Origin of the sequence: Cupriavidus basilensis (assembly GCF_008801925.2) — a bacterium.
GTDB classification, from domain to species: domain Bacteria; phylum Pseudomonadota; class Gammaproteobacteria; order Burkholderiales; family Burkholderiaceae; genus Cupriavidus; species Cupriavidus basilensis.
Genome location: NZ_CP062804.1, coordinates 2,321,659 through 2,345,015 on the forward strand (window position 1 = coordinate 2,321,659; position 23,357 = coordinate 2,345,015).

Here is a 23,357-nt window from a genome sequence, read left to right on the forward strand (position 1 = left end):
CACCCAGGCCACCGGCTAAAGCGCGGCGAGCAGCAGCATGTAGGCCTTGATCACGATGGCATTGGCCAGGTCGATGAAAAACGCGCCGACCATGGGCACCACCAGGAACGCCAGGTGCGACGGCCCGAAGCGATCGGTGATCGCCTGCATGTTGGCGATGGCCGTCGGCGTCGCGCCCAGGCCAAAGCCGCAATGCCCGGCGGCGAGCACCACGGCATCGTAGTTGCGTCCCATTACGCGGAAGGTGACGAACATGGCGTAGGCCGCCATGGCCGCTGCCTGGACCAGCAGGATCGCCAGCAAGGGCAGGGCCAGCGCGGACAGCTCCCACAGCCGCAGGCTCATCAGCGCCATCGCCAGGAACATCGACAGGCTGACGTTGCCCAGCACGGAGACCGAGCGGTCGAACACGCTGTACCAGCCGAGCACCGACAGGCCATTGCGCAGGATGACCCCGATGAACAAGACCCAGACGAAGCTTGGCAAGGCGAGCCAGCTATCGGCAAAGGCAGCGGCCAGCGCCTGTCCGGCGGTCAGGCAGACCAGGATCAGGGCCAGCGTTTCAATCAGCGCGGACGCGGTGATCAGGCGCACCGCCGCCGGCTCCTCGAAATTGAGCGGATCGGGGTCGTGCGCGGCATTGCCTGGCGTCTTGATTTGCCGCAGCAGCACGCGTGCGACAGGGCCGCCCAGCAAACCGCCGAGCACGAGCCCGAACGTGGCGCAGGCAATGGCCAGTTCCGTGGCGGAGGCCACGCCGTACTGGCTGGCGAACGTGTGGCCCCAGGCCACGCCGGTGCCATGGCCGCCAGATAGCGTGATCGACCCCGCCAGCAGCCCGACCACCGGTTTCAGCCCGAGAACGGTCGCCATGCCGACGCCGATCGCGTTCTGCATCACGAGCAACCCGATCACCACGAGCAGGAAGACAGCGATGCTCCTGCCGCCGCGGCGCAGGCTGGCCAGGTCGGCACTGAGCCCCAGCGTGGCGAAAAACGCGAGCATCAAGGGCGTCTGCATGGTGAGATCAAACCCCACCTGCACCCCCGCGAACGCGCGCGCGGCAAAGAGGCCAAACGCCACCACCAGGCCGCCGACCACCGGCTCGGGGATGCTGTAGGTTTTCAGGAACGGCGTGACGGCGATCAGCTTGCGGCCGGCCAGCAGGACCAGCGAGGCCGCCACCAGGGTTTCATATGTGTTGAGCTGCAGCATCTCGCCTCCTCCGGGAAGCCATAGTCTGCACCGGAAGAACCCCGGCTGGATATTGAATGTTTTTTGAACGCTGCCCAGGCCGCCATGCTCCCCCCTACTCGGCGCCCCGACTCAACGCGCACTACTCAGCGCGCCCTACTCAGCCGTGTCTCCCACCCGCAGCATGTTCCACGTCAGGCCAAGCTGGGCATCGGTCTTCAGCGAGAGCAACTGGCGGGAGAGCCGGGCCAGATGCGCCTGTTCCGCCAGGTTCTTGCCGACCACGCCTTTTTCCTCGGCGGCGTTGGCAAGCACGCCCTCCAGGTCGCCGTAGCGCTGCAAGAGCTTGGCCGCGGTCTTCGCCCCGACCTTCTCGACACCGGGAATATCGTCCGTACTATCCCCCAGCAGGGCGAGATAGTCGGCAAGCTGGTGGCTGCCCACGCCGAACTTGTCCATGACATAGCGTTCATCGAACCAGGACGGCTCCCCGTTCTTCGCGGTAGCGAAGTGGTTGCGCACGATGGCCCCGTCGGCGATCAGCTGCAGCACGTCCTTGTCCGTGCTCACCGGAATCACCTGCCCCTCCTTGCTCGCGGTCCAGCGATAGAAGGCCGTGGCGATGATGTCGTCGGCCTCGTAGCCTTCGATCATGGCTGTCTGCAGCCCGAGCACCTCCGTCAGCGTCAGGCGGAAGTCAGGCAGAACCTCCGCCAGCTCCGGATCCATGGGCTTGCGGTGCTGGCGGTACTGGGGATACAGCGCGTGACGCCAGGTCTTGCCGCCGGTGTCGAACGCCGCCAGCGCGTGTGTCGGCTTGCATTCGGTCAGGGCGCGGCGAAACGAGGCCAGCGCCGAGAGTACGGCGCCTTCGACCTTGGCCGGAATGTCCTCGGCCGGGTTGGCTTCGTAGACCCGGCGCAGGATGTTCAGGCCGTCGATGAGCAGTAGCGTGTGCTTCATTGTTCTTGCGATTCTTTCGATGCGTGCGATCAGACCCTCTATTTTGACCTGCGAAGCCCGTCGCGCAACCCTTTCGGGCAGGCGGATCAGCAAGAATGCGGGGTTGCGCCGGCGGTCCACCTCGTCTAGTCTGAGCAGACTCAACCTACGCCCGGAAATGAACAACAATCACGACACTCGCCAGGCAGTAATCGACGCCCTGCAAAAGACGGGCACCCCGATGGATGCATATCAGGTCGCAAAGGCCACGGGCGTCAGCCCGATCCAGGCAGCGCGCACGCTCACGAAACTCGCCGCAAAAGGCGTCGTGCAGACCGACGCCCAGCTTGGCGCCGAGGCCGACTTGTCCGCGCAGTTCCGCCTGGCTCCGGCGCCGAAGGATGCCGCCGGAGGGTAAAAGCGGAGGTGGTTGCTGCCAGGCCGGTGCCAGGATCTGGGGCATGCGCACCGCCGATCTCGCGGGCAATCGTGTCCGCCGATGCCGCGTGTGCGGCGAATACGTGGCTTGACGACGTGATCGGCCACCGGGCGGATGCCCGACAAAGCGCGAATGCCGCGCTCATTCTTGCAGCAACTGCATTGATTCTTGCAATGCGCCGAGACCATTTCTGGAAATAATCCCAATCAGGACTATCCATGACGCGCCAACCCGCGTATATTTCGGCCCGCGGGGTGGAGCAGTTGGCAGCTCGTCGGGCTCATAACCCGAAGGTCGCAGGTTCAAGTCCTGCCCCCGCAACCAAATTCTGAAAAGCCCGTACGGTTCACGCCGCACGGGCTTTTTGCATTGCCGGCACAAAACGCTGTCTGGCTGGCAATATCCGGATGGCGCGCCGGATGCGCCGGCCATGCCTCTTGCCCGATCTTGCCCGATATCGCCCGATAGCGGGCCTAACCCGACAACGCGATAGCCGCGGTAGCCAAGGAGTGAAGCACATGCCCCCGTTCGAAACCCTTTTGCCATTTTTCGGCATCGCCGTGGTGCTTGGACTGACCCCGGGCCCGGACAATGTCTTCGTGCTGCTGCAATCCGCCATGCGGGGGCCCCGCGCGGGCATGGTCGTCGTGCTTGGCCTGTGCACCGGGCTGCTGGTGCATACGGCCGCGGTCGCGCTTGGCCTGGCCGCGCTGTTCGCCGCGTCCAAGCTCGCATTCATGCTGCTCAAGATCGCCGGCGCGCTATACCTGGCCTATCTTGCCTGGCAGGCGTTCCGCGCCCCGGTGGGCGCGATGAGCCAGGGCAACGGCGACAAGGCTGGCGTGGGGCATATGTACCGGCGGGGCGTGGTGATGAACCTGACCAACCCCAAGGTGGTGATCTTTTTCCTCGCATTCCTGCCGCAATTCGTCGCGCCGGACCGTGGCCACATCGCACTGCAGATCATGGTGCTCGGCGTGGTCTTTATCATCGCCACCCTGCTGGTCTTTTCCGTCATCGCCTACTGCTCGGCCATGTTCGGCGCCCTGCTGCTGCGCTCGGCACGCACACAGCGTGCGCTGAACTGGTTTGCGGGGGTGGTGTTCCTGGGGCTGGCCGCGCGGCTGGCTACGTCGAGGATGTAGGGGAGAGCTGGGGGTTCGGCGTTTTGATGTCCCGTTCCGTTGATTCGTACGCAAAATCTGTTGAGCTTGGAGCAGGAACAGTAGGTCGGGGGCGGTATGCGATGTGTGTTGCTTGTAGCCCGCTGACTCGGGAACGTCTCTTGTGGGTGGGGTTTTGATGCTTCTAGCTGCTGTCGCGGCTATACGGAGTTGGTCGTTTTAGAACGTGTGAGATGTCACTTCTCTTTACTCGTAAAAAGAAGTGACCAAGAGAAAGCGATCCTTGCAGGAGGCTGGACGACGTCATTGGGGACCCCAATGATTTCGTCGTCAGGCCCGGGGTTTTAATGGACTCGTGCCGTTACCAGTTTAGATCGTCACGACGCTGCCAATGCCCAGGGTTTCGTGGTGGCCCCCAACGGTAGCTACCGCCACGAATTTCAATCCGTCTGTCGCTCGCTGTGCGAGCGGCCACGAAGTTGCAGGCGTCCCGTTTCCGTCGTGGGCGCGGTGGCACCGCTGGAACAGTTCTGAGAGATTCACCACCGCGCCCACCTCACCACGAAACCATCACGGCGTGATATATCGTGGCGATTCGGACCGGTGCCGGCAGATATGTGAACGAGCAGGGATGCCGCTACCGAGCAGCCTCACCACGAAACCAGCGTCATTTGCTGGGTCGTGGTCCTTTAAACCGGTAACGGCACGAGTCCATTAAAACCCGGGGCCTGACGACGAATCCACCGGGCTGCGAAACCCCGAAAAGCCAGCCTCCTGCAAGGATCGCTTTCTTTTGTTTACTTTTCTTTACGAGTAAAGAAAAGTGACATCTCACACGTTCTAAAACGCCAATACCGTACAGCCGCGACAGCAGCCAGAAGAAATAAAACCCCGCCCACAACACACACACCGCGTAACCGGGCCACGCCAAACAGCCGTCTCACCCTCTCCCACATCACCCCCAGCCTACGTGGTGATGAACCAGAACGCCTCCTTCTTCAGTTCGGCACTTGCGGCTGCCTCGCCGCCGCGCGCGCGTGCGTTCCCTCCTTCCCCTCCGCTTGCCCCGCTCGCCGGGGCGCCGCCGTCAACCTCCACCGCCCATCGGGCCGCCGCTTTGGCTGCGCGAGCTGTCAGCGGCGTTGTTTTCTGCCCACGCATTGTGAGAGAAATGTAATGAAACGAAAAAAATCCGCAAACCCGCATTCGACACGCCCGTCTTATCTGACGGGCTATCTCAGCGTGATTTCAATCCGCCCTCAATCTGAATTCAAGAACTCTAATTCGGAATTTTCCGCAAATTCTTAAGACCCGTCTGATTCCCCTAGCGACGTTGCCCAATTTACTATCCCCCTTCGGTCGTTGCGCCTTTGGCAAGTAGCGCAGCAATAGCCCCGCAAGACACCCACTCACTGGGTGTCTGCGGTAGCAACCAATCCTATTGTTTCGGAGCGTGATTGCATGGGTAGTCGATTGCCATTTTCCTCTCGTACCGTCACCGTTTCCGGTGCCGGCCTGCCGGAACTGCTGGGACAGCCGCTGCTGGTGTTTTCCAGGCTGTCCGGCACCGAGGGCATCAATGCCCTGTTCGAATACGAACTGGACCTGAAGACGCCCGACGACCGCAATGCGCTGTACGGCCCGGCGGGCGATTTCGACCTCGAAGCCATGCAGGGCCAGGAGTTGACCATCAGCATCGAGCTGGACGGCTCCGGCACCGGCATGGCGGGCGGCTTCGGCAAGGGCGTGCGTGAAATTACGGGCATCGTCACCGACGTGCGCGGTCCCTTCCATGAAAACGAGCGCATCCGCTACCGCCTGACGCTGCGCCCGTGGCTGTGGCTCGCCACGCTCACCAGCACCTTCAAGCGATACCAGAACATGACGGTGCTGGAAATCGTGGAAGCGGTGTTGAGCAAATACACCTTCCCGGTCGAGCGCCGGCTTTCACTCATCGCGTACCCAAAGCGCGAGTATCAGCTACAGGCCGGCGAAACGGACTACCAGTTCGTACGCCGCCTGCTCGCGGAATGGGGGATCAATTTCCATTGGGAATTCTCCGAGGGCCACCATCGCATGGTGCTGACCGACGGCAACGGCGCCTTCCTGAATATCCCCAGCCCCGCCTATGAAACGATCAGCTGGTATCCCTCCTCGGACCGCGTAGACGAAGAACACCTCTATGAATTCGAGGTCCGCGACCGGCTCATCCCGGGAGAATGGGCGCACGGCGACTACGACTTCAACCACCCAGGCGCGAACCTGAACGTTTCGGCCGCTGACCCGCGCGACACCAGCCACGCGACTCAGCAGCTCTATTCCTGGCCGGGAGACTTTTCCGAGCCCGCGACCGGCAGCGATGCCCGCCAGGAGGGCGACATGCTGGCGCGCATCCGCATGGAAGCGATCCGGCAGCAAGCCTTCCGCGTGCGCGGCAAGGGCAATGTGCGCGCGATGGCGCCAGGGCACACCTTCACGCTCGAGCGCTTCCTGCGTACGAAGGCGAACCGAGAGTACCTGATCTTTGCCACGTACCTCCTGATCGAGGACGTAGGTGAGTTCGCCGGCAGCGGCCAGCAATGGCGCTGCGAAGTGGAATTCCAAGCGCAGCCGACCAGCGAGATCTTCCGGCCTGAAACCGTGGAAAAACCCAGGATCGGCGGCTATCACGTCGCCAGGGTTGTCGGCCCGGCCAATACGGAAATCTGGTGCGACAACTTTGGCCGCATCAGAATCGAGTTTCCCTGGGACCGCTACGGGAACAATGACGAAAACAGTTCCTGCTGGGTCCGCGTCGCGGATTTCGCCTCGGGCAACCGCTTCGGCAGCACGCACCTCCCGCGCATCGGCCAGGAAGTGATTGTTGACTACCTGGGCGGCGACCCGGACCGGCCGATCATCGTCGGGCGCGTCAACAACCAGCTGAACCTGCCGCCATGGGACTTGCCGAACCAGTTCGCCTTGTCCGGCTACCAGAGCAAGGAACTGTTCGGCGATGGCCGTAACCACACGCTTTACGACGATACCGAAGGCCAGCAGCAGGTACAGGTGGCGTCGGACCACCAGAGCAGCTTGCTCGCGCTCGGCCACAACGTCCGGGTGAAGGATTTCGAGGGTCGCAAGGACAAGCGCGGCGAAGGGTTCGAGCTGCGCACCGATGCGCATGGCGCGCTGCGCGCCGCGCTCGGCATGCTCATCACCACCTCCTCTCGCCTGCATGCCGAAGGCAACGCGATGAACGTACGCGATGTTGTTCAGTTACTCGAAAGCGCGCAGGACATTGCCGCCACCCTGGGGGAGAACGCGACCGAAGCCCATGCCCAGGACGGCGAGCAGCCGGAAGTTGCCAAGCGGCTGGAAGCGCAAACGGCGCAAATCAAGGGCGGAGGGGATCTCAAGGAATTCACCGCGCCCCACCTGGTATCGGCCAGCCCCGCCGGCATCGTCTCCGCCGCTGCCGGTTCCACGCATATTGCCAGCGGCGGCGACACCGCGCTCACCACCGGGGAACACCTGTCGGTGACCACCGGCGGCGGCTTCTTTGCCAGCGTGCGCAAGGCGCTGCGCCTGTTCGCATATGAGGCCGGCATGAAACTGGTCGCCAACATGGGAGACATCGACCTGCAAGCCCTGAAGAACAACATCAACCTGCTGGCAAAACTCAAGATCACGCTCACGGCCGACGAGATCCGCATCCAGGCCAAGGAAAAGCTGCTGCTGGCCGGGGGTGGGAGCTACCTGCGCCTGGACGGCAACATCGAGCACGGCACCAACGGCAGTTTCACCGTTCACGCCGCCAGCAAGCTCCTGACCGGGCCAAACAGCCTGCCGATGGAACTGAACACGAAACAGGTGTGCATCGAATGCCTGATCCGAGCCGCCGCGCGCAACACCGCCCTGATGCTGCGCTAACCACCAGACTGCCATGAGCCAAGCCAACCCCATTTTTGTCTATGTTCTTGCCGACGGTGCGCAACACCACGCTCAGGTTGGCGACCTGGTCCGCCAGGCGTCGGCGCATCGCAACGTCTATGCCGGCCTGCCCGAAGAGAAAGCCGGCGATGCGTCCCTGTTTCTCGCGCATGTCGCCGACGCCGAGGAGCCTTGGCTCGCGAAGCTGGACGAACTCGACCTGCTCGCGCCCTGCATCTCGCTGATCTGGAGCCGCGCCGGGATTGACGCACTGGCCACGCATCTGCAGCAATTCCTGATCGCCGATATTGGCGACGGCATGGGCGTCATGCTGCGCTACTTCGATCCCCGCAACCTCAAGACCACCATGACGCTATGGGGCGAGGACACGACGCAAAAGCTGATGGCCCCCATCCTGCAATGGAAATATCGCGGGCATGAGCCGGAGTGGCAGCGCCTGGACGGCCCCATGAACGGGCATACGGTGCAGACCGCCCCGGTTGCCATCCGCTTCGACCAGCAGCAAGTCGATGCCTTCATGGCGCACAGCGAGCCGGATCAGTTGCTGGGCACCCTCGTGGAAAACGGCACGGTGCCAGCGGATGGCCCCTATCTGCCCCGCTTCCGGGACTTCCTGGCGCGCTATCGGCGCGTCACGCGGTGGCACCTCACCGAACCCGCGGACCGCTTGCGCTATTGCGAGCACTCGTATCAATACGGGCTGGAATTCGATCTGTATCCGGAAGTATGCAGTGCGCTGAAGTCCCGTGCCGAAAGTGGCGAAGGGTTCGGCGACTGCATGGATCGCATCCCCGATTACGTGTGGAACAGCCTGCGCAGGAAGCTGGTCGCCACGTCAGAGACTGGAGAGACGAAGTGAGTCGAGCTAATACATGGGCGCATGGGCATGTGAAGCGCCGGCTTGCATTGATGGTGCTGTTGGGTGCGTGCGTTTCGCTGTTCGCTTGCTCCGAGGAATGGCGTGCAGGCGAGCACAGCGCGACCAAAAAGGAAGAGAGATATGGCGGAGGCGTTAGCGGCCTGAACTACTCATCGGATGCCATCGAGGGCTTCAGCGTTACCGGGCCACGTGGCATGAACGGCGGGGGGCCGAACATCGGTCCGTCCAGAAAGGACGGCCCTTCCGGTGGCGGTGCAGAACGGTGCTGCATCGGGATTCCGAAGCACTGGCAGCCCGATACCAGGCTCGAAATCGAGTGGGTGCGCGATCGCTTTCCCTACAGCCATGAAAACAGAACTGGAGCGGTAGTAATGAAAGCGACCGTGACTGTGCCTCAGTACGGGCCGAAGACCTATGGATTCTGGGCCATCTTCCTGCCGGGCGATCGCGTCAAGGTGGTAGTCATGGACGGCAACGCAAACGGCAATAACTCGGTATGGAAACGGCCCGCCGACAACGACCCCTTTGTTGCCCAAGGGGTACTCGATGAAGCCTTGACGAAGGAACTACAGGAGAGCTTCAAATGAGCGTAAGGAGAGAAAGCCTACAACAACGGAGAAATTCCAAACCCGGATGGACGGCGCGCGCTGCCACCTCGGGGACTGGAGAGACAAAGTGAATCGAGTTAATACATGGACGCATGCGCGCATGAAGTGCCAGCTTGCGATGATGCTGCCGTTGGCTGCATGCTTGTCGCTGTCTGCCTGCTCCGAGGAACGGCCGATTGGCAAGCCGCCCAATCACGCCAGCGCGACCAAAAAGGAAGAGAGATATGGCGGAGGCGTTAGCGGCCTGAACTACTCATCGGATGCCATCTATCGCTTCAGCGTCAGCGGGCCACGTGGCATGAACGGCGGGGGTGCCAACATGAGCCCGGCATATAAGGATGGGCCTGCCACTGCTGGGGAGATGTGCTGCATCGGGATTCCGAAGTACTGGCAGCCCAATACCAAACTCGAAATCGAGTGGGAGCGGGACCGCTTTCCCTACAACCATGAAAACAGAACCGGAGCAGTAGTAATGAAAGCGACCGTGACAGTGCCTCAGTATGCGCCGAAGACATCCGGTTTTTTTGCCATTTTCCTACCAGGAGATCGCGTGAAAGTCATGGTAGGAGACGGCAATGCCAATGGGAACAACGATGTCAATATCAGACCTCCCGATGACGACCCGTTTATTGCCCAAGGGGTACTCGACGAAGCACTGACGAAAGAACTACAGGAGCGTTTCAAATGAGCGTACTGCGCTGGCCTGCCGCGATGCCGGAAACGAACAAAGGTCGCCTCCCGGAAGGAGAGAAAGCCTACAACAAGGGAAAAATGCGTGTAGTCGATCCGCTGGGCGACTGCGAGCAGACCATCCACATCTGCCTGTTCTTCGACGGCACCAACAACAATGATGACCCCAATAACAAATGGCGTGATTCCGTCCATGGGACGCACACCAATGTAGTCCGGCTGTTCAGAGCCAGCAAGAATAGGCCAGAACAAGGTCTATTCAGCTACTACATCGTTGGGGTGGGCACACCATTCCCCGAGATCGGAGAGGAGACGTACAGCAGCGCAGGCAAGGCACTAGCAGCGGGATTCGCCAAGCGCTGCGTGTGGGGCTATACGCGTGTGCTAAATGCGGTTTATAAGGCGATTACGGCAAAGCATGGTGACGATCTGATTAAGGAGGATGATGCTGGCAAAATTTGTGCAACGCTCGACAGAGCTTTCTATTCCTTCAAGCTCGCAGAAAGAGAGAAGCACCTCGGCAGCATTCATGAGGCCGTGGTCCGCAGTTGCCAGCGCAACCGCTTGATCAAGAAGGCCTACATCAACGTCTTTGGCTTCTCGCGCGGCGCGGCGGGCGCCAGGGTCTTTGTCAGCAGGCTGATCAAGCGCTGGGCCAAGAACGGGAAACTGATCGACAGGATTCCCTATGAGGTGAATTTCATGGGGCTGTTCGATACGGTGGCATCGGTTGGGCCGCCGGACTCCACCCGTGCCGCCGTGGATTCCGATAAATTTGACGGGCACTTCAGCTGGTCCGGTGGTGGCGCGCTGAACATCCCGCCGCAAGTGCGGCGCTGCGTGCATTTCTTCTCGATTCACGAACAGCGCATGAGTTTTCCGCTGGACTCGATCCGGCAAGGCAAGCGCTATCCGGTGGATTTCGTCAGGCTGCTGGAAGTGGCCTATCCCGGTGTTCATTCGGACGTGGGCGGCAGCTATGCGCCTGGCGACCAGGGCAAGTCCACCAAGGGCGAGGGACACAGGCTGGGCAAGATCCCCTTGCATGACATGTACATCGAGGCTCTGAATGCCGGCGTTCCGCTACGTCTGGATAAGGACGGCGACGACGATCGCATGGACGACTCGCACCTGCAAGACTTCTCCATCGATCCCGCCGTCGCCAAAGCCTTCAACGACTGGCGCGCTAAGCTGCCCGCCATGGATAGCCTGGAGCAGGCACTGGAATTCGGGCTGCGGCAGAACCTGCAATGGCGTGCGCTGCGGGCACGCTACCACACGGGCCATTACCTCACCAATCAGCCTTTCTATCGGTTCTGCGCGGACAAGCGCGAAGACAGGAAGACCCCTCACGCGCTAAGGACGGAAGCCGACAGGAGGCGGAAGACCGACCCCGAAATTGAACGGTTAAAGAAGGAAAACGCCGAACTGGACAGCAAGATGAAGCTGTTGAAGGCGCGTGCCAGTTCCCGGCGGGCGATCCCGCAGATCATGGCCGACATGAAGGAACTGGGGGACATCAAGGCCAGGATCGCGGCCAACGAAGCCGCCATTCTGGCGCGCGAGGTGGCCATTCTTGCCGAGGTGGCCGGCAAGAAGCCGGAAGATTGCCGGCCCGGCGAAGGCGCGGACGAACTGGTGACCAATGACCGCACGGACCTGCTCGAAGCGGCTGAGGAATTCCAGTTGCTACTGGGCTTTCTACACCCGGATCAGCAAGCCAGTCTCAATGTCAAGACGCAATCCGTCGAACGGTGGTTCTCGTTCGATGACTTTCGCAAGGGTGGCATCGGGCCGGGCGGCGCGATCGTTGGCACGTGGGAAAAATCCGGCATGCACCTGTGCGTGCCGCGTGCCGACCGCCCGATGACGGATTCGGCCAGTGTGGCGCTGGTAGCGCCGGATGCAATGGTATCCACGGCGGCTATCAGGAAGTACTACGCCGTTGACGACGTGCTGGTGGAGCCCGCCCGCGAAATGGTTGCCTACCTGAGAGCAACCACCGCCGCCAAGGCGGTGGATGAATTTGCCTTGCGCGAGAGAGCCGCCGTCGAGATGTTCGACAACTACATCCATGACAGCCGCGCCTGGTTCCGTGTGCCCCACTTCCATGAGTACGCGCCCGGCGGATATGGATGGGCACGTACGGTCTTTGTCGGGGATGACGAGAAGATCCGGCACCTTGGCATGACTGGGGGCGCGCAAAGGCGCGCGGCATAGCAGAAGGCCGTTCGCATTGCCACGGCAACCAGCGCATCGGCTAACGCATCGACCAGCACTTTAAACAGCACTTTAACCGGCGCGTCAACCCGCGCTTCAACCTGGGAAACACGTATGAACTACACCAACTCTCAACAACCTTCCTTCGCCTTTGTGGCCGCCTCCTGGGCTGCGCTTTTGGCGGGCTTTCTTGCCTTCCTGATCGGCCTGTTCAATGCCGACATGCAACTCAATGAAAAAGGCTATTACTTCACCGTCTTGGTGTATGGCCTGTTCGCCGCCGTCTCCGTGCAGAAGTCCGTCCGCGACAGGCTGGAGGGCATTCCTGTCACGGGGATTTACTATGGGCTGAGCTGGCTGTCCGTGCTGCTGGCAGTGCTCTTGCTGTGCGTCGGGCTGTTCAATGCCACGCTTGCCTTGAGCGAGAAGGGCTTTTATGCCATGTCGTTTGCGCTGGCCCTGTTTGGCGCAATTGCCGTGCAGAAGAACACCCGCGACACCCAGGCAGCAAGGCCGACGTCCATCAATGCCGATGCGGTCCGCATCATCAATGACGGTGCCGCCCCCGGCCAGGTGGACGAGGCATGACCGCGTGGCTGGACAAGGACGCCCCCCCGCCGCAGCGGGGGCAGCAGGCGCCCGGCGCCTCCGTGAAGCTGGCCGTGACAGGCCAGGAGAAGCAGGAGGCCGACCCGACGCCCCTGCCCGCGGGCAAGACCATCGAGGCCCGCGTCGCCGAGATTGACGGCACGCCCAATCCCCTGCTGGGAGCCGCCCGGCGGCTGCTGCGGGCGCTGGCCGACATGCCGCCCATACTGGAGGAGCGCGCTACGGTGGAGCGGCTGCGCGCCCTGCTGGAGCAGGAACTGCGCACTTTCCAGGCTGTGTGCGACCGGCTGAACATCGACCGCGGGCACACCACCGGCGTGCATTACGCGCTGTGCACGGCGCTGGACGAGGCCGTGGCCCATACCGAATGGGGCGGCGGCAGCGCCGCCTCGCTCGGCGCGTGGCCGGGCAGCGCCTTGGCATCAACCTTTCACCAGGACTGCGAGGGTGGCGTCAAGGTCTTTCTCATCCTGGGCCGGCTGGTGGACTCGGTGGCCGAGAACATCGGCCCCATCGAGGTCTACTACCATATCCTGTCGCTGGGGTTCGAGGGGCGGTATCGCGGCGTGGCGGACGGCGAACGACAGCTGCGCCATATCCGGAGCCGCCTGCTGGAGGCAATCAACAAGCACCGTGACCCGGTGCCCGAGGCGCTGTCGCCGAACGTGCAGCCCGCACCGCCGGGGCGCTTCCAGCACCTGGGTGGCATCCCCATCTGGGTGACCTGGGTGCTTGGCCTGCTGGTTGTTTCGGGCATGGCCGGCTATTACAAGTACCAGCTGACGCTCCGGGAGCGCGACCTCGTGCAGCAGATTGTCGCGATCGGCAATATGAAGCCACCGCCGCCACCAAAGACGCTGCGCCTCGCCCAGTTGCTGAAGGATGAGATCGCGCGCGGCGTGGTCGCGGTCAAGGACGACGACCGCCGCAGCACCGTGACATTCCGGGGCGACGCTATGTTCGGCGCCGGAAAAGCCGAGATCAGCAAAACGCTGATGCCAACGCTGGACAAGGTCGCATCCGAGATCAAGCAGGTGCAGGGCATGGTGCAGGTGACCGGCCACAGCGACAACCAGCCGATCAAGAGCGCGCGCTATGCATCGAACCAGGCCCTGTCCGAGGAGCGCGCCGCCGTGGTCAGTGAGTACCTGGCCCGCAAGGGCGTCGCCAAAGGGCGCCTTGAAGCCATCGGCAAGGGCGACACCGAACCGCTGACGGACAACAAGACCCCTGCGGCCCGCGCGGCAAACCGGCGCGTGGAAGTGGTGGTGACTCAGTAACGCAGGAGCAATCGGAATGCCAGGAACACTCATCAAGAAGGGCGACAAGACCAGCCATGACGGCGTGGTCATTACCGGGGCCGAGGACGACCTGCTCGACGGGCAGCCCATGGCGCGCCTTGGCGACCTCGTGGACTGCCCCGAACGCTACCCGGACGGGCGACCGCACGGGGTCAACAAGATCATCACTGCAACCTCTGGCCTGATGAGTGGCACCCGTCCCGTGGCCTGTGAGGGCGACCGCACCGAATGCGGCTGCGTGCTGATCGGCAGCTCAGACGCCATGGCAGGCCAGCTGTGAAGCCGCGACACGTTGCCCCCAGCGGGGTCCGAATCACGCCGCCCATTCCAAATCCGTTCCTGCACAAGGCGATATGAACCCAAAAATCAACTGGCTGAAAACCATCCAGCATTCCTACGTCTCGGCATTCCAGGTCTTGACTGCACTTCCACGCCTCGTGGGCTTGACAGTTGCAGTCCTTAGCGCCGTTTCCTGCTGGATTTCCCGCCTCAGAGACGGCGGAATGTCGACCATGGATTTGCTGGTCCTGTTCACCGGCCTACAAACGATTGTTGCAGCTCCCTTGCAGTTGGGAGGCTATCGTCTTCTGTTGCTAGGGAAGACAACGAAAAGCTGGTCAAGCAAGACAACCGAGTTCTTCCTGCTCACCGTAGCCGAGAGTACCGGCAACTTCCTCGCCATGCTATTTCTGACAGTATGGGTCTTGATATCCCCAACCTGGGGAGTTGTCGCTATTGCGCTGGTTCTGGCAATCAGCTCCTGCTTCTTGTACGCCCGCCTGACCCTGATGCTGCCCGCATTGGCCATCGATGCACGAAATGCGTCCTTTAGGCAGATATGGGACATGAGCCGCGGGCGCGTTTGGTCTGTCCTGGCAACAATCACTGTGACCACGTTTCCCGTGTACGTTGTTCTGCACTTTTTCCCGGTGAGCAACCCGACCGAAGCATTCCGCAATATCACGCTGCTTGACGCTGTGCTGTACTCCATGGTCTGCGTATCGTCAAACCTGCTCAGTATCGGTGCGCTCGCGGCCCTTTACCGCTGGCTGGCACCAACGCCAGCAAATCAATGCGCCGACGCTGCGCAGCTACTATGACTTTCTGGACCGCGAGAGCGGCAAGATGGCTAGGCCTGCGCCGCAGCCAGGAAGCCGCGCCATGGGTCAAACGCGCAGACGGTGCGCTTACACGGGAACTACGCCCAGGCGTATCCTGCGTGGTCCATCCCGACGCGCGCGTCGAACTGAACCTGGAAACCTTTGCCGGGATCGAGATAGCCGAGCCGTGGGAAGTCCTCGGGCGAGAGCAAATCAGCATCGCGGGCATTGACTCGCACGACGTGCGGTTCCTGGACGGCGGGCGTGTGCAATATGCCATCAATTCGCGGGGCCAGTTGGTCGATTTCCGCGCCAAGGGCGTGACTGTTCGGGTGTCGCCCGACAATCGCGTGTTCCTGCTGACGACACGCCCCGACAGACAGACCGGTGTTGCGGCCTGGTGCGCGGCTCACCGGCAATCGGTGGTGGTCAGCGGTGGCCTGGCCCTCGCATTCGCACTCGGATGGCTGATGTCGTCGCTGCCGGCAATCTCCGGACCGTTCGCTGCCGGCTCGCTGATGATACTCGGCTTGATGGTGTCTGCTGCCGTCGTGGCCAGGAAGTATCCGTCCAGGGGACCCGTCGTTGCAGCCACCTGCTTTGCCATCCTCTGGCCTCTCACGTGGTGCCTGACACGGGAGATGGCCGATGCGATGGGCGTACCACCGGCTCCCAAAAACATGGTTGGACAGCCCATGGCTGCTGTTCGGTGTCGAGGCCGGCCTGCTCGCCCTGTTGATGATCCATGTACTCCGAATTCAGGACCAGACCACGGCCTATTCGGGCCTGCGCGAACTCGCTCCGCCCAGAAACCACACCTTGTGATTCTCGGGAACAAGTCACATCTGACACGCACCGCAGACACCGTTTGAAAACAGGGCTATCCGATGCCTATCTCATCAAGTCGCTGCCGCATGCCGCATCTCCCTGGCTCTCACCGCTGCATATGCAAGCGCTGCCCCTCCCGGGCGATGTTCTCCTCCTTGCCCACAAGAAGCGCCGCAGCCGATTGCCGGCCGAGGACCGGATCACTCCGGAAGGACGCATCATCAATGCCGGGCTCAGGCGGCGCAAAGGCAGGGTTGCCACAAAGGGATGCGGCTGCCACCCTCCAGCCCTGCCCCGGGGCCTAATCCCGCCCACCTCCAAACACCCGTTTCACCCTCTCCCACATCACCCCCAACATCATCGACACCGGGTTCATCTGCGTGGCCTGGCTGCGCTCGCTCTCCGACAACGACGGGTCCATCTTGCGGGCGACGTTCTTGCCGAAGTCCGCCATCATGCGCCGGACAAAATCGCGCACCAGCCCCGAGCGGGAGAACTGCGCGAGCGGGCCTTGCAGGGAGTACTGCAGGTCGATCAGCACTTCGGTCTCGCCCACCGATATCGCCTGCAGCACATAGGTGATGTCGCCGGCGGCCTTGGAGTTGCTCAGCGAATCCTGCCCCGCGCCCTTGAGCACGCCGCGCCGGTTCGCGTCGTCGCGCTCGAGCCGCGCCGCGCCGTTGAAGCGCGCCGCCATCGGCCCGAACTTGATCGCCACATGCCCCTTGACGCGATCGCCGTCCTGCTCGGTGAGCGCCGCGCCTGGCAGGCAGCTTGCCACCGCCGGCAGGTCCGCCATGAAGCGCCACACGTCGTCAGCCGGGAACGGCACCTTGAAGCTGCCGTCGATGCGCGACCAGCCCTTTTTGTCAGCGCTGCGCTCGGCGTCTTCCTTGGTGGCAGGCTCGGCGTGGGCCAGGACAGCGCTGTCGGCCGCAGGCGTGAAGCAGACGAATTCGCGCTTCACGGTCGCTGCTACGGCTTGCACCACGTTACCCGTTGCAGGCGGCTTGCGCTGCGCCAGCACGGAGCTGATCGCGGCCACGATCCCCATATAGCCTGTGCAGCGGCAGAGGTTGCCCGATAGCTCTTGGCGGATGGTTGCCTCGTCGGCATCCGGCAGCCGCAGCACGATGTCGCGCGCGGTGGCCAGCATGCCGGGCGTGCAGTAGCCGCATTGCAGCGCGTGGTGCTGGTTGAACGCGGCGCGCAGGTCGCGCATGACGGGGTCGTCGTCATAGCCTTCGATGGTCACCACCTTGCTGCCGGCGCAGGCGCTGGCAAAGGTGATGCACGAGCGCACGGGCTTGTCGTCGACCAGCACGGTACAGGCGCCGCAAACCCCGTGCTCGCAGCCCAGGTGGGTGCCGGTCAGGCCCTGTGCGTCGCGCAGGAAGTCGCCCAGGTGGGTGCGGTGCGCGCAGGCGCCGGACGCGGCGCGGCCATTGATCGTCAGTGCGATGGTTTCCACTGCGGCCCTCAGTTGAAAAGTTGTTCGATGCAGCGCGTGACGGCTGCGCAGCAGAGCTTGCGGTCGATCGCATCCTTGGCCGGCGTGGCTTGCGTCACGGCGGCCAGCACGGCCTGCGGCGTGAGCGCGGCGGGGCCTTGCGCGGCAATGTCGCTGGCGAGGCCGCGCAGCAGCGCCGGCGCGCCGTCGAGCGCGCCCAGCGCGATGCGGGCGAAGCGCGTGGACGGATCGAAGTACGCGGCGCAGCTGGCCTCGGCGAACTCGCCAGTCTTGCGGCACAGCTTGTGGTAGCCCCACCGTGCCGTATCGGGCTGGCTCGGCACATGGACGGCGCAGATCAGCTCGCCTTCGGTGAGCGCCGTGGTGTACGCACCCAGCATGAACTCCGTCATGGGGACGATGCGCGTGCCAGCCTTCGATGCAAGCTCGATCTGCGCGTCAATGGCGGTCAGCGCCACCACCCAGTCCGCTGCGGGATCGGCGTGCGCCAGGCTGCCGCCGATGGTGCCGCGATTGCGGATGGCGCGGTAGGCGATGCCGCGCGCCACGGATTGCAGCATGCCGCCGCGCAGTGCCGGGAATTCGCCATCCTCGATCTGCGCATGGGTGACCGCTGCGCCGATGCGCACGCGATCCTGCTGCGTGGTGACCGTGCGTAGCTCGGCCAGCTTCGACAGGTCGTAGATGGCATCGGGGCGCGTCAGGCGCAGGTTGAGCATCGGCCCCATGGACTGCCCGCCGCCCATGACCTTGGCGTTGTCGGTGCGGTCCGCCAGCTCGGCGCAGGTGGCGGCCAGCGTGGGGGCCGCGTGATAGGTGAATGCAGCTGCTTTCATGATGGTTCAGGCCGCCTCTCTGGTTGGCGTGGTCTGCGGCTTCCGGGCTTGCTCGGCGCGGGCCAGCGCTTCAAGCACCTTGCGCGGCGTGAGCGGGGTCTCCAGCAACTCCACGCCGAACTGCCCCAGCGCGTCGTTGACCGCGTTGAAAATGGCCGCAGGGGGCGCGATGGCGCCGCCCTCGCCCATGCCCTTGGCGCCGAATTCCGTATGCGGCGACGGCGTCTCGAAATGGTGGATGCGGATCGAGGGGATTTCGGTCGGGCCAGGCAGCATGTAGTCGGCCAGCGTGGAGGCCAGCGGCTGGCCGTTGCCGTCGTAGCGCATCTCCTCGAACATGGCCGTGCCGATGCCTTGCGCCACACCGCCATACGTCTGCCCTTCCACCACCATGGGGTTGACCATGGTGCCGCAGTCTTCCACCACCACGTAGTCGAGGATCTCGACGTGGCCGGAATCGGTGTCCACCTCCACCAGCGCGGCGTGGGTGGAATACGTGAAGCTGCCGGTATCCACGTTGGGCTTGTAGCCCATGGTGGTTTCCAGCCCGGTGGGATCCACATTGGCGGGCAGCCGCTGCGGGTTGATATACCAGGCGTTGGCGATCTCGCTGATCGGCACGGCGGCGTCGCCCGCCTTGACCGAACCACAAGCCAGCGTCGCCTCGTCCTCGGGACGCTGCAGCATATGCGCGCCGATCTTCAGCAGGCGCGGCACCAGCGCCTTGCATGCACGCGATACCGCGCCGCCCGACATCACCAGCGAGCGCGAAGCATAGGTGCCGGTGGAGAACGGCGTCACACCGGTGTCCCCATGCACGACCTTCACGCGCGCCACATCGATGCCGAGGATCTCGTGCGCGATCTGGGCAAAGGTAGTCTCCATGCCCTGGCCATGCGAGTGCACGCCCACGCGCACTTCCAGCCCGCCATCCGGCGTGATGCGCACGGTGGCGGAATCGAAGCCGGGAATCACCGGCGTGCCCCATGCAGCGAATACCGAGGTGCCGTGCGCCGATTGCTCGGTGTAGGTGCCAAAGCCCACGCCGAGATAGCGCGAGCCCGCCGAAGGATCGTTCAGCCTTTGACGCTGGCGCTCACGGATGCGCGCCAGCCCGATCATCTGCGCGGCCTTGCGCACGCTGGCCGGGTAGTCGCCGCCATCGAAGTGCTTGTTGGTGACGTTGACATAGGGCATGGATTCCGGCTGGACCAGGTTCTCGCAGCGGATCTCCCACGGCTCGCGCTTGACCTCGCGCGCCAGCGCATCCATCAGCAGTTCCATGGCAAAGCACACGCCCGTGCGCGCCACGCCCCGGTACGGGACAAAGCCGGGCTTGTTGGTGGCCACGCATTCCGTGATGCAGCGGTAGCCGTCGAAGGCGTACGGCCCCGGCAGGTTGCCGATGGCCTGGCCGGGTTCAAGGCCGATGGTGAAGGGCCACACCGAATAGGCGCCGCCGTCGATGGCGATCCTGGCGTCCAGCGCCAGCAGGCGCCCGCGCGCGTCGGCGTAGGCCGTGACCTCGTAATGGTGCTCGCGCGAGTTGGCGCCCGCGGTCAGGTGCTCGCGCCGGTCTTCGATAAAGCGGAACGGTTTGCGGTACGTCATGGCGAGCCAGGCGATGCACAGCTCCTCTTGCTGCAGCACGCACTTGTAGCCAAAGGCGCCGCCCACGTCGGGCGAGATCACGCGGACTTTTTCCTGCTCCAGGCCCAGGCAATGGCTGAGCACCGTGCGGATCATGTGCGGCACCTGGGTGGCGCTGTAGACGATCAGCTGGTCGAACTGGTGGTCCCAGTAGGCCAGCACGGCCTTGCCTTCCATCGGCACCATGCACTGGCGCGCCAGGTCGATCTTGCGGCTGACCACCACCGCAGCGGTCTTGCTGAGCGTGTCGAAATTCTTGTCGGCGGTGAGTGTGAGGAAGTGATTGTCTTTCCAGTGCTCGTGCACGCGCGTGGTGCCGCTGGCCTGCCGTGCACCATCGACATCGGTGAGTGCCGGCAGCTCATCGAGCTCCGCGACGATGCGCTCGGCGATGTCCTCGGCCTGCGCGCGGGTCGGCGCGAAGGCCATGGCGATGGGCTCGCCGACAAAGCGGACCTTGCCGGCGGCCAGGGGCGGCTGCGCCGACGGCTGGTATGACGGGAAAGCCGATTCGGCCACGATATCGAGCGCGCCATGCATATCGTCCCGCCCGATCACCGCATGCTCCAGCCCTACCGGCTTGTGCAGCGCCAGCAGCCGCGCATGCGCCATGGGGCTGCGCAGGAACGCAACCTCCTGCAGGCCGGGCATGGCGATGTCGGCGACGAAGCGGCCCTTGCCATGCAGGTGGCGCGCGTCCTCCTTGCGCGCCACGCGCGCGCCTACACCCCGCCCGCCTTGCTTCTCGATGTGGTCTTTGTCCATACATTTCTCCAGCCCGGGCTTGCGGCCGTCCGTGACTGCTTTGTGGGGTTCGTGGGGTTCGTGCGTGGCGGAAAGCCCGGTAACCAGCGGGTCTGCAAGCAAGTTCCGTGCACCTGCCTGATCGCACGTCCAGCGGCACATATTCAGTGCACTGAGCTTATCGACACATTGGCGAAACGGGCGGCGCCCGTCAATTGGGGCTTCAGCCGATGCAGTGCCGGGCCAGCGCCGCCAGCGCCTGCTCACGCGGCATCACGGCGGCGTACTTCTGCTCCATGTCGAACAAATTGGCCGCGTGTGGCTGGAGCGCGCGGTCGCCCACGCAGTCCGACACCACCAGCGGGCGGAACCCGTGCGACATGGCATCGACCACGCTGGCGCGCACGCAGCCGCTGGTGACCGCGCCGGCCACCACCAGCGTGCGCACGCCGCGCTGCGTCAGCCACGCCGCCAGCGACGTGCCGAAGAAGGCGGACGGCACGGTCTTGCGCACCACCAGCTCGCCATCGCGCGGGGCCAGCTGCGCAACGATCGCGCTGGCCGGCCCATGCTCCTTCAGCGTCAGCAGGCCGGGCACCTTCAGCGTGAAGATGTTGTGGTCGCCATCGTCATCGGCAAACACGATCCGGCTGTGCGCCACCGCCCAGCCCTGTTGCCGCGCGCTGTCCAGCAGCGGCACCGTGTTGGCGATGGCCTCGGCGATATTGCCGCCGCCGAACATCGCCGGATCGGCGAAGCCGTTGACGAAGTCGACGATCAGCAGGCCGATGGGGCCCTGCAGCGGCAGTTGGGTGCCGAAGCCCTGGCGCTCGTAGGTAGGGAGTTCGCCATGTCTCGTCATTTGCTGCTCCATCCGTCCAGTACCTTGCCTTGCCGGACCACGTCCTCGCCGTCCAGGCTCACGGTGCAGTTGCGCAACGGGATATCGATATGGCAGGCGGTGGTGCGGCTGCCGCCTGCCTCGTTGTTGGGGCCGAGCGAGAACAGGAAATTACCCTCGTAAGCCCGCGCGTCCATGCCGATCGAGGCCTCCCTGTCATACAGGCCCAGCGTGGACCACCGCGCGCGCGGCTGCAGGCCCCAGCCGATATGCGAGATGGCATAGGCCTCGCGGTCGTTGAACGAGGCCATGTAGTCGTTCAGCAGCTCGGCATCCAGGCCACCTTCGATGCGCGTGGCAAAGCCCCCTTCCACGGTCAACTCGACCCGGTCCGCCACGTAGCCTTTTTGCGGCAGCAAGATGTCACCGCGGTCCAGCACGATGCGCCCGCTCGCGCCGCCCTCGTTCGGCCAGGTCAGCACGAAACCGCTGGGCCAGTGATCCCAGCGCCCCGGCTCGTCGACGAAGCCGTACTCGCTGATGGCGGGAAACTCGCCGAGCGGGCAGCGCAGGTCGGTGCCCGCGTCAGATGTGACCGTCATCTCCTTCGCCCGCGACAAGCGCGCGTTGGCGGCGCTCACGCGCTCGCGGTCGGCGTCGCTGGGCACCATGCGCACCAGCACTTCGGGCGGCTCCACCGCCAGCAGGATCTTGGTGCCGGTCTTGAGGATATCGTGCTGCTCGGGCGAGAACAGCAGCGTCATCAGGTCCAGCACCAGGTCGCTCTCCTTGAGCGCGGCAATGGCCGCGCGGTTGCCGGTGAGCGCCGTGGTGCCCAGGTAGGCCAGCGGATCGCGGCTCAAGGCCTTGTCCGCGTTGACGGGCGGCAGGTCCAGGCGATTGACGATGGCGCCCATCGCCTGGGTGGCAACCAGTGCGCACGACAGCGTCTGCGGATGCGTGGCGGCGCTGGTGAGAATGGTGACGGTCTGCCCGGGCGCGAGCCGGGACAGCGTGAGGACCTGTTTCCAGGCCTGGATCAGGGCGTGGTCACTGACTGGCATGTTCTCTCCTGATGATCGTTTCGGTCGATCGGTAGTTCAGGCCGCGGCCTGTTGCCGGGGGACAATTTCGGCGCCGAGGAAGTCGCCCAGCGCGTTGTAGAAGCCGCCCTCGTCGTCCCAGGGAATCATGTGGCCGGCGCCCGGTACATGGCTGACTTCAAGCTGCGGCAGCAGCCCGCGAATCTCCTCGATATCCTCGGCGCGGACCACATCGCCACGGCCTGCCACCATCAACAAGGCGGGAATGCCAATGCCTGGCAAGTCGGCGTGCACATCGTCGGTGTGGAAGCCCTGGAAGCTGGCCAGCACTGCGCGCTCGTCGCAGGTGTGCAGCCATTCGGCGCGCAACGCCAGCTGCTCGTCGGTCCAGGTGGGACAGAAGCGCCGCATGGTCTCGATGTCCACGCCGTGGCGCGCCACCGCCATGGAGTCCACATACCAGGCGAGCTGCGCGGGATAGTCGCGCCGGCCCGGACCGGACACGGGCGGATCCACCATCACCAGCCGCGCCAGCCCGGCAGGCTGGCTGCGCGCGGCACGGATGCCGATGCGCGCGCCCATCGAATGGCCCACCACGCTGTAGGTGGGCAGGTTCATCGCCTGCGCGAACGCCAGCACGTCGGCGGCCTGGGCGTCCAGGCTGTAGTCCAGCGTGTCCGAAGCGGACGACAGGCCGCGTCCGCGCACATCCAGCACATAGGTATCGAACTGCTCGCCAAGGCGCTCGCCTACGAAGCCCCAGGTGATAGCCGGGCTGGTGATGCCCGGCACCACGATCACCGGATCGCGCGTCACGCGCGCGCCGCTGTGGCCGCCATAGCGGAGATAGTGCTGGCGGATGCCGTTGGCGTGGACGTTGCCGCCGCAAACAAAGGTACGCATC

Annotated in this window: 20 protein-coding genes and 1 tRNA gene; 13 read left to right on the forward strand and 8 right to left on the reverse strand. The window is 63.9% G+C overall.

What is annotated here, in order from left to right; translation table 11 throughout:
* Positions 1-15: 15 nt before the first annotated feature.
* Both gltS and F7R26_RS31265 read right to left on the reverse strand, forming a co-directional pair.
* Positions 16-1,215: a sodium/glutamate symporter gene (gltS, locus tag F7R26_RS31260; RefSeq protein ID WP_150986121.1), complete on the reverse strand. Its 1,200-nt coding sequence runs from the start codon at positions 1,213-1,215 to the stop codon at positions 16-18.
* A gap of 135 nt (positions 1,216-1,350) precedes the next feature.
* Positions 1,351-2,157, reverse strand: coding sequence for a 5'-3' exonuclease (locus tag F7R26_RS31265; protein WP_043354389.1), 807 nt, complete (start codon positions 2,155-2,157; stop codon positions 1,351-1,353).
* 157 nt (positions 2,158-2,314) lie between these two features.
* Between F7R26_RS31265 and F7R26_RS31270 the strand changes: the two genes are divergently transcribed.
* From F7R26_RS31270 to F7R26_RS31330, 13 genes are all read left to right on the forward strand, one after another.
* Positions 2,315-2,554, forward strand: coding sequence for a hypothetical protein (locus F7R26_RS31270; RefSeq protein WP_150986120.1), 240 nt, complete (start codon positions 2,315-2,317; stop codon positions 2,552-2,554).
* Between the two features lie 269 nt (positions 2,555-2,823).
* A tRNA-Met gene (locus tag F7R26_RS31275) sits at positions 2,824-2,899 on the forward strand.
* Between the two features lie 194 nt (positions 2,900-3,093).
* The gene (locus tag F7R26_RS31280; protein ID WP_150986119.1) at positions 3,094-3,720 is read left to right on the forward strand and encodes a LysE family translocator; all 627 of its coding nucleotides are present in this window, start codon (positions 3,094-3,096) and stop codon (positions 3,718-3,720) included.
* Between the two features lie 1,440 nt (positions 3,721-5,160).
* Positions 5,161-7,611 carry a type VI secretion system Vgr family protein gene (locus F7R26_RS31285; protein ID WP_150986118.1) on the forward strand — a complete coding sequence of 817 codons (2,451 nt, stop codon included), beginning with the start codon at positions 5,161-5,163 and terminating at the stop codon, positions 7,609-7,611.
* A gap of 13 nt (positions 7,612-7,624) precedes the next feature.
* Complete coding sequence (locus F7R26_RS31290; protein WP_150986117.1) at positions 7,625-8,491, forward strand: DUF4123 domain-containing protein; 867 nt, start codon at positions 7,625-7,627, stop codon at positions 8,489-8,491.
* A complete protein-coding gene (locus F7R26_RS31295; protein ID WP_241754599.1) occupies positions 8,488-9,099 on the forward strand; it encodes a DUF3304 domain-containing protein in 612 nt (203 codons plus the stop codon). Before F7R26_RS31290 ends, F7R26_RS31295 begins: the two co-directional genes overlap by 4 nt.
* 88 nt (positions 9,100-9,187) lie before the next feature.
* Positions 9,188-9,808 carry a DUF3304 domain-containing protein gene (locus F7R26_RS31300; protein WP_241754600.1) on the forward strand — a complete coding sequence of 207 codons (621 nt, stop codon included), beginning with the start codon at positions 9,188-9,190 and terminating at the stop codon, positions 9,806-9,808.
* Positions 9,805-12,030, forward strand: a complete 2,226-nt coding sequence (locus F7R26_RS31305; RefSeq protein WP_150986116.1) for a T6SS phospholipase effector Tle1-like catalytic domain-containing protein — start codon at positions 9,805-9,807, stop codon at positions 12,028-12,030. The genes F7R26_RS31300 and F7R26_RS31305 overlap by 4 nt, the downstream gene beginning before the upstream one ends.
* A gap of 114 nt (positions 12,031-12,144) precedes the next feature.
* Entirely contained in the window at positions 12,145-12,618 is a 474-nt protein-coding gene (yiaA, locus tag F7R26_RS31310) for an inner membrane protein YiaA (RefSeq protein ID WP_150986115.1), read from the forward strand.
* Positions 12,615-13,919, forward strand: a complete 1,305-nt coding sequence (gene tssL / locus F7R26_RS31315) for a type VI secretion system protein TssL, long form (protein WP_150986114.1) — start codon at positions 12,615-12,617, stop codon at positions 13,917-13,919. Before yiaA ends, tssL begins: the two co-directional genes overlap by 4 nt.
* A 16-nt stretch (positions 13,920-13,935) precedes the next feature.
* A complete protein-coding gene (locus tag F7R26_RS31320) occupies positions 13,936-14,220 on the forward strand; it encodes a PAAR domain-containing protein (protein ID WP_150986113.1) in 285 nt (94 codons plus the stop codon).
* Between the two features lie 73 nt (positions 14,221-14,293).
* On the forward strand, positions 14,294-15,040 hold the full coding sequence (locus tag F7R26_RS31325; protein ID WP_150986112.1) for a hypothetical protein: 747 nt from the start codon (positions 14,294-14,296) through the stop codon (positions 15,038-15,040).
* A gap of 119 nt (positions 15,041-15,159) precedes the next feature.
* Positions 15,160-15,912: a hypothetical protein gene (locus F7R26_RS31330; RefSeq protein ID WP_150986111.1), complete on the forward strand. Its 753-nt coding sequence runs from the start codon at positions 15,160-15,162 to the stop codon at positions 15,910-15,912.
* Positions 15,913-16,169: 257 nt separating this feature from the next.
* On the opposite strand, the gene F7R26_RS31335 is transcribed toward F7R26_RS31330, so the two are convergent.
* The 6 genes from F7R26_RS31335 to F7R26_RS31360 all read right to left on the reverse strand — a co-directional run bounded on the left by F7R26_RS31335 (position 16,170) and on the right by F7R26_RS31360 (position 23,356).
* The gene (locus F7R26_RS31335) at positions 16,170-17,339 is read right to left on the reverse strand and encodes a xanthine dehydrogenase family Fe-S subunit (RefSeq protein ID WP_150986110.1); all 1,170 of its coding nucleotides are present in this window, start codon (positions 17,337-17,339) and stop codon (positions 16,170-16,172) included.
* Between the two features lie 8 nt (positions 17,340-17,347).
* The gene (locus tag F7R26_RS31340) at positions 17,348-18,175 is read right to left on the reverse strand and encodes an FAD binding domain-containing protein (RefSeq protein WP_150986109.1); all 828 of its coding nucleotides are present in this window, start codon (positions 18,173-18,175) and stop codon (positions 17,348-17,350) included.
* Positions 18,176-18,181: 6 nt separating this feature from the next.
* The gene (locus F7R26_RS31345; protein ID WP_150986108.1) at positions 18,182-20,590 is read right to left on the reverse strand and encodes a xanthine dehydrogenase family protein molybdopterin-binding subunit; all 2,409 of its coding nucleotides are present in this window, start codon (positions 20,588-20,590) and stop codon (positions 18,182-18,184) included.
* Positions 20,591-20,792: 202 nt separating this feature from the next.
* Positions 20,793-21,431, reverse strand: coding sequence for an N-carbamoylsarcosine amidohydrolase (locus F7R26_RS31350; protein ID WP_150986107.1), 639 nt, complete (start codon positions 21,429-21,431; stop codon positions 20,793-20,795).
* Positions 21,428-22,474: a M29 family metallopeptidase gene (locus F7R26_RS31355; protein ID WP_150986106.1), complete on the reverse strand. Its 1,047-nt coding sequence runs from the start codon at positions 22,472-22,474 to the stop codon at positions 21,428-21,430. Before F7R26_RS31355 ends, F7R26_RS31350 begins: the two co-directional genes overlap by 4 nt.
* Positions 22,475-22,510: 36 nt before the next feature.
* Positions 22,511-23,356, reverse strand: a complete 846-nt coding sequence (locus F7R26_RS31360) for an alpha/beta fold hydrolase (RefSeq protein WP_150986105.1) — start codon at positions 23,354-23,356, stop codon at positions 22,511-22,513.
* Position 23,357 lies beyond the last annotated feature (1 nt).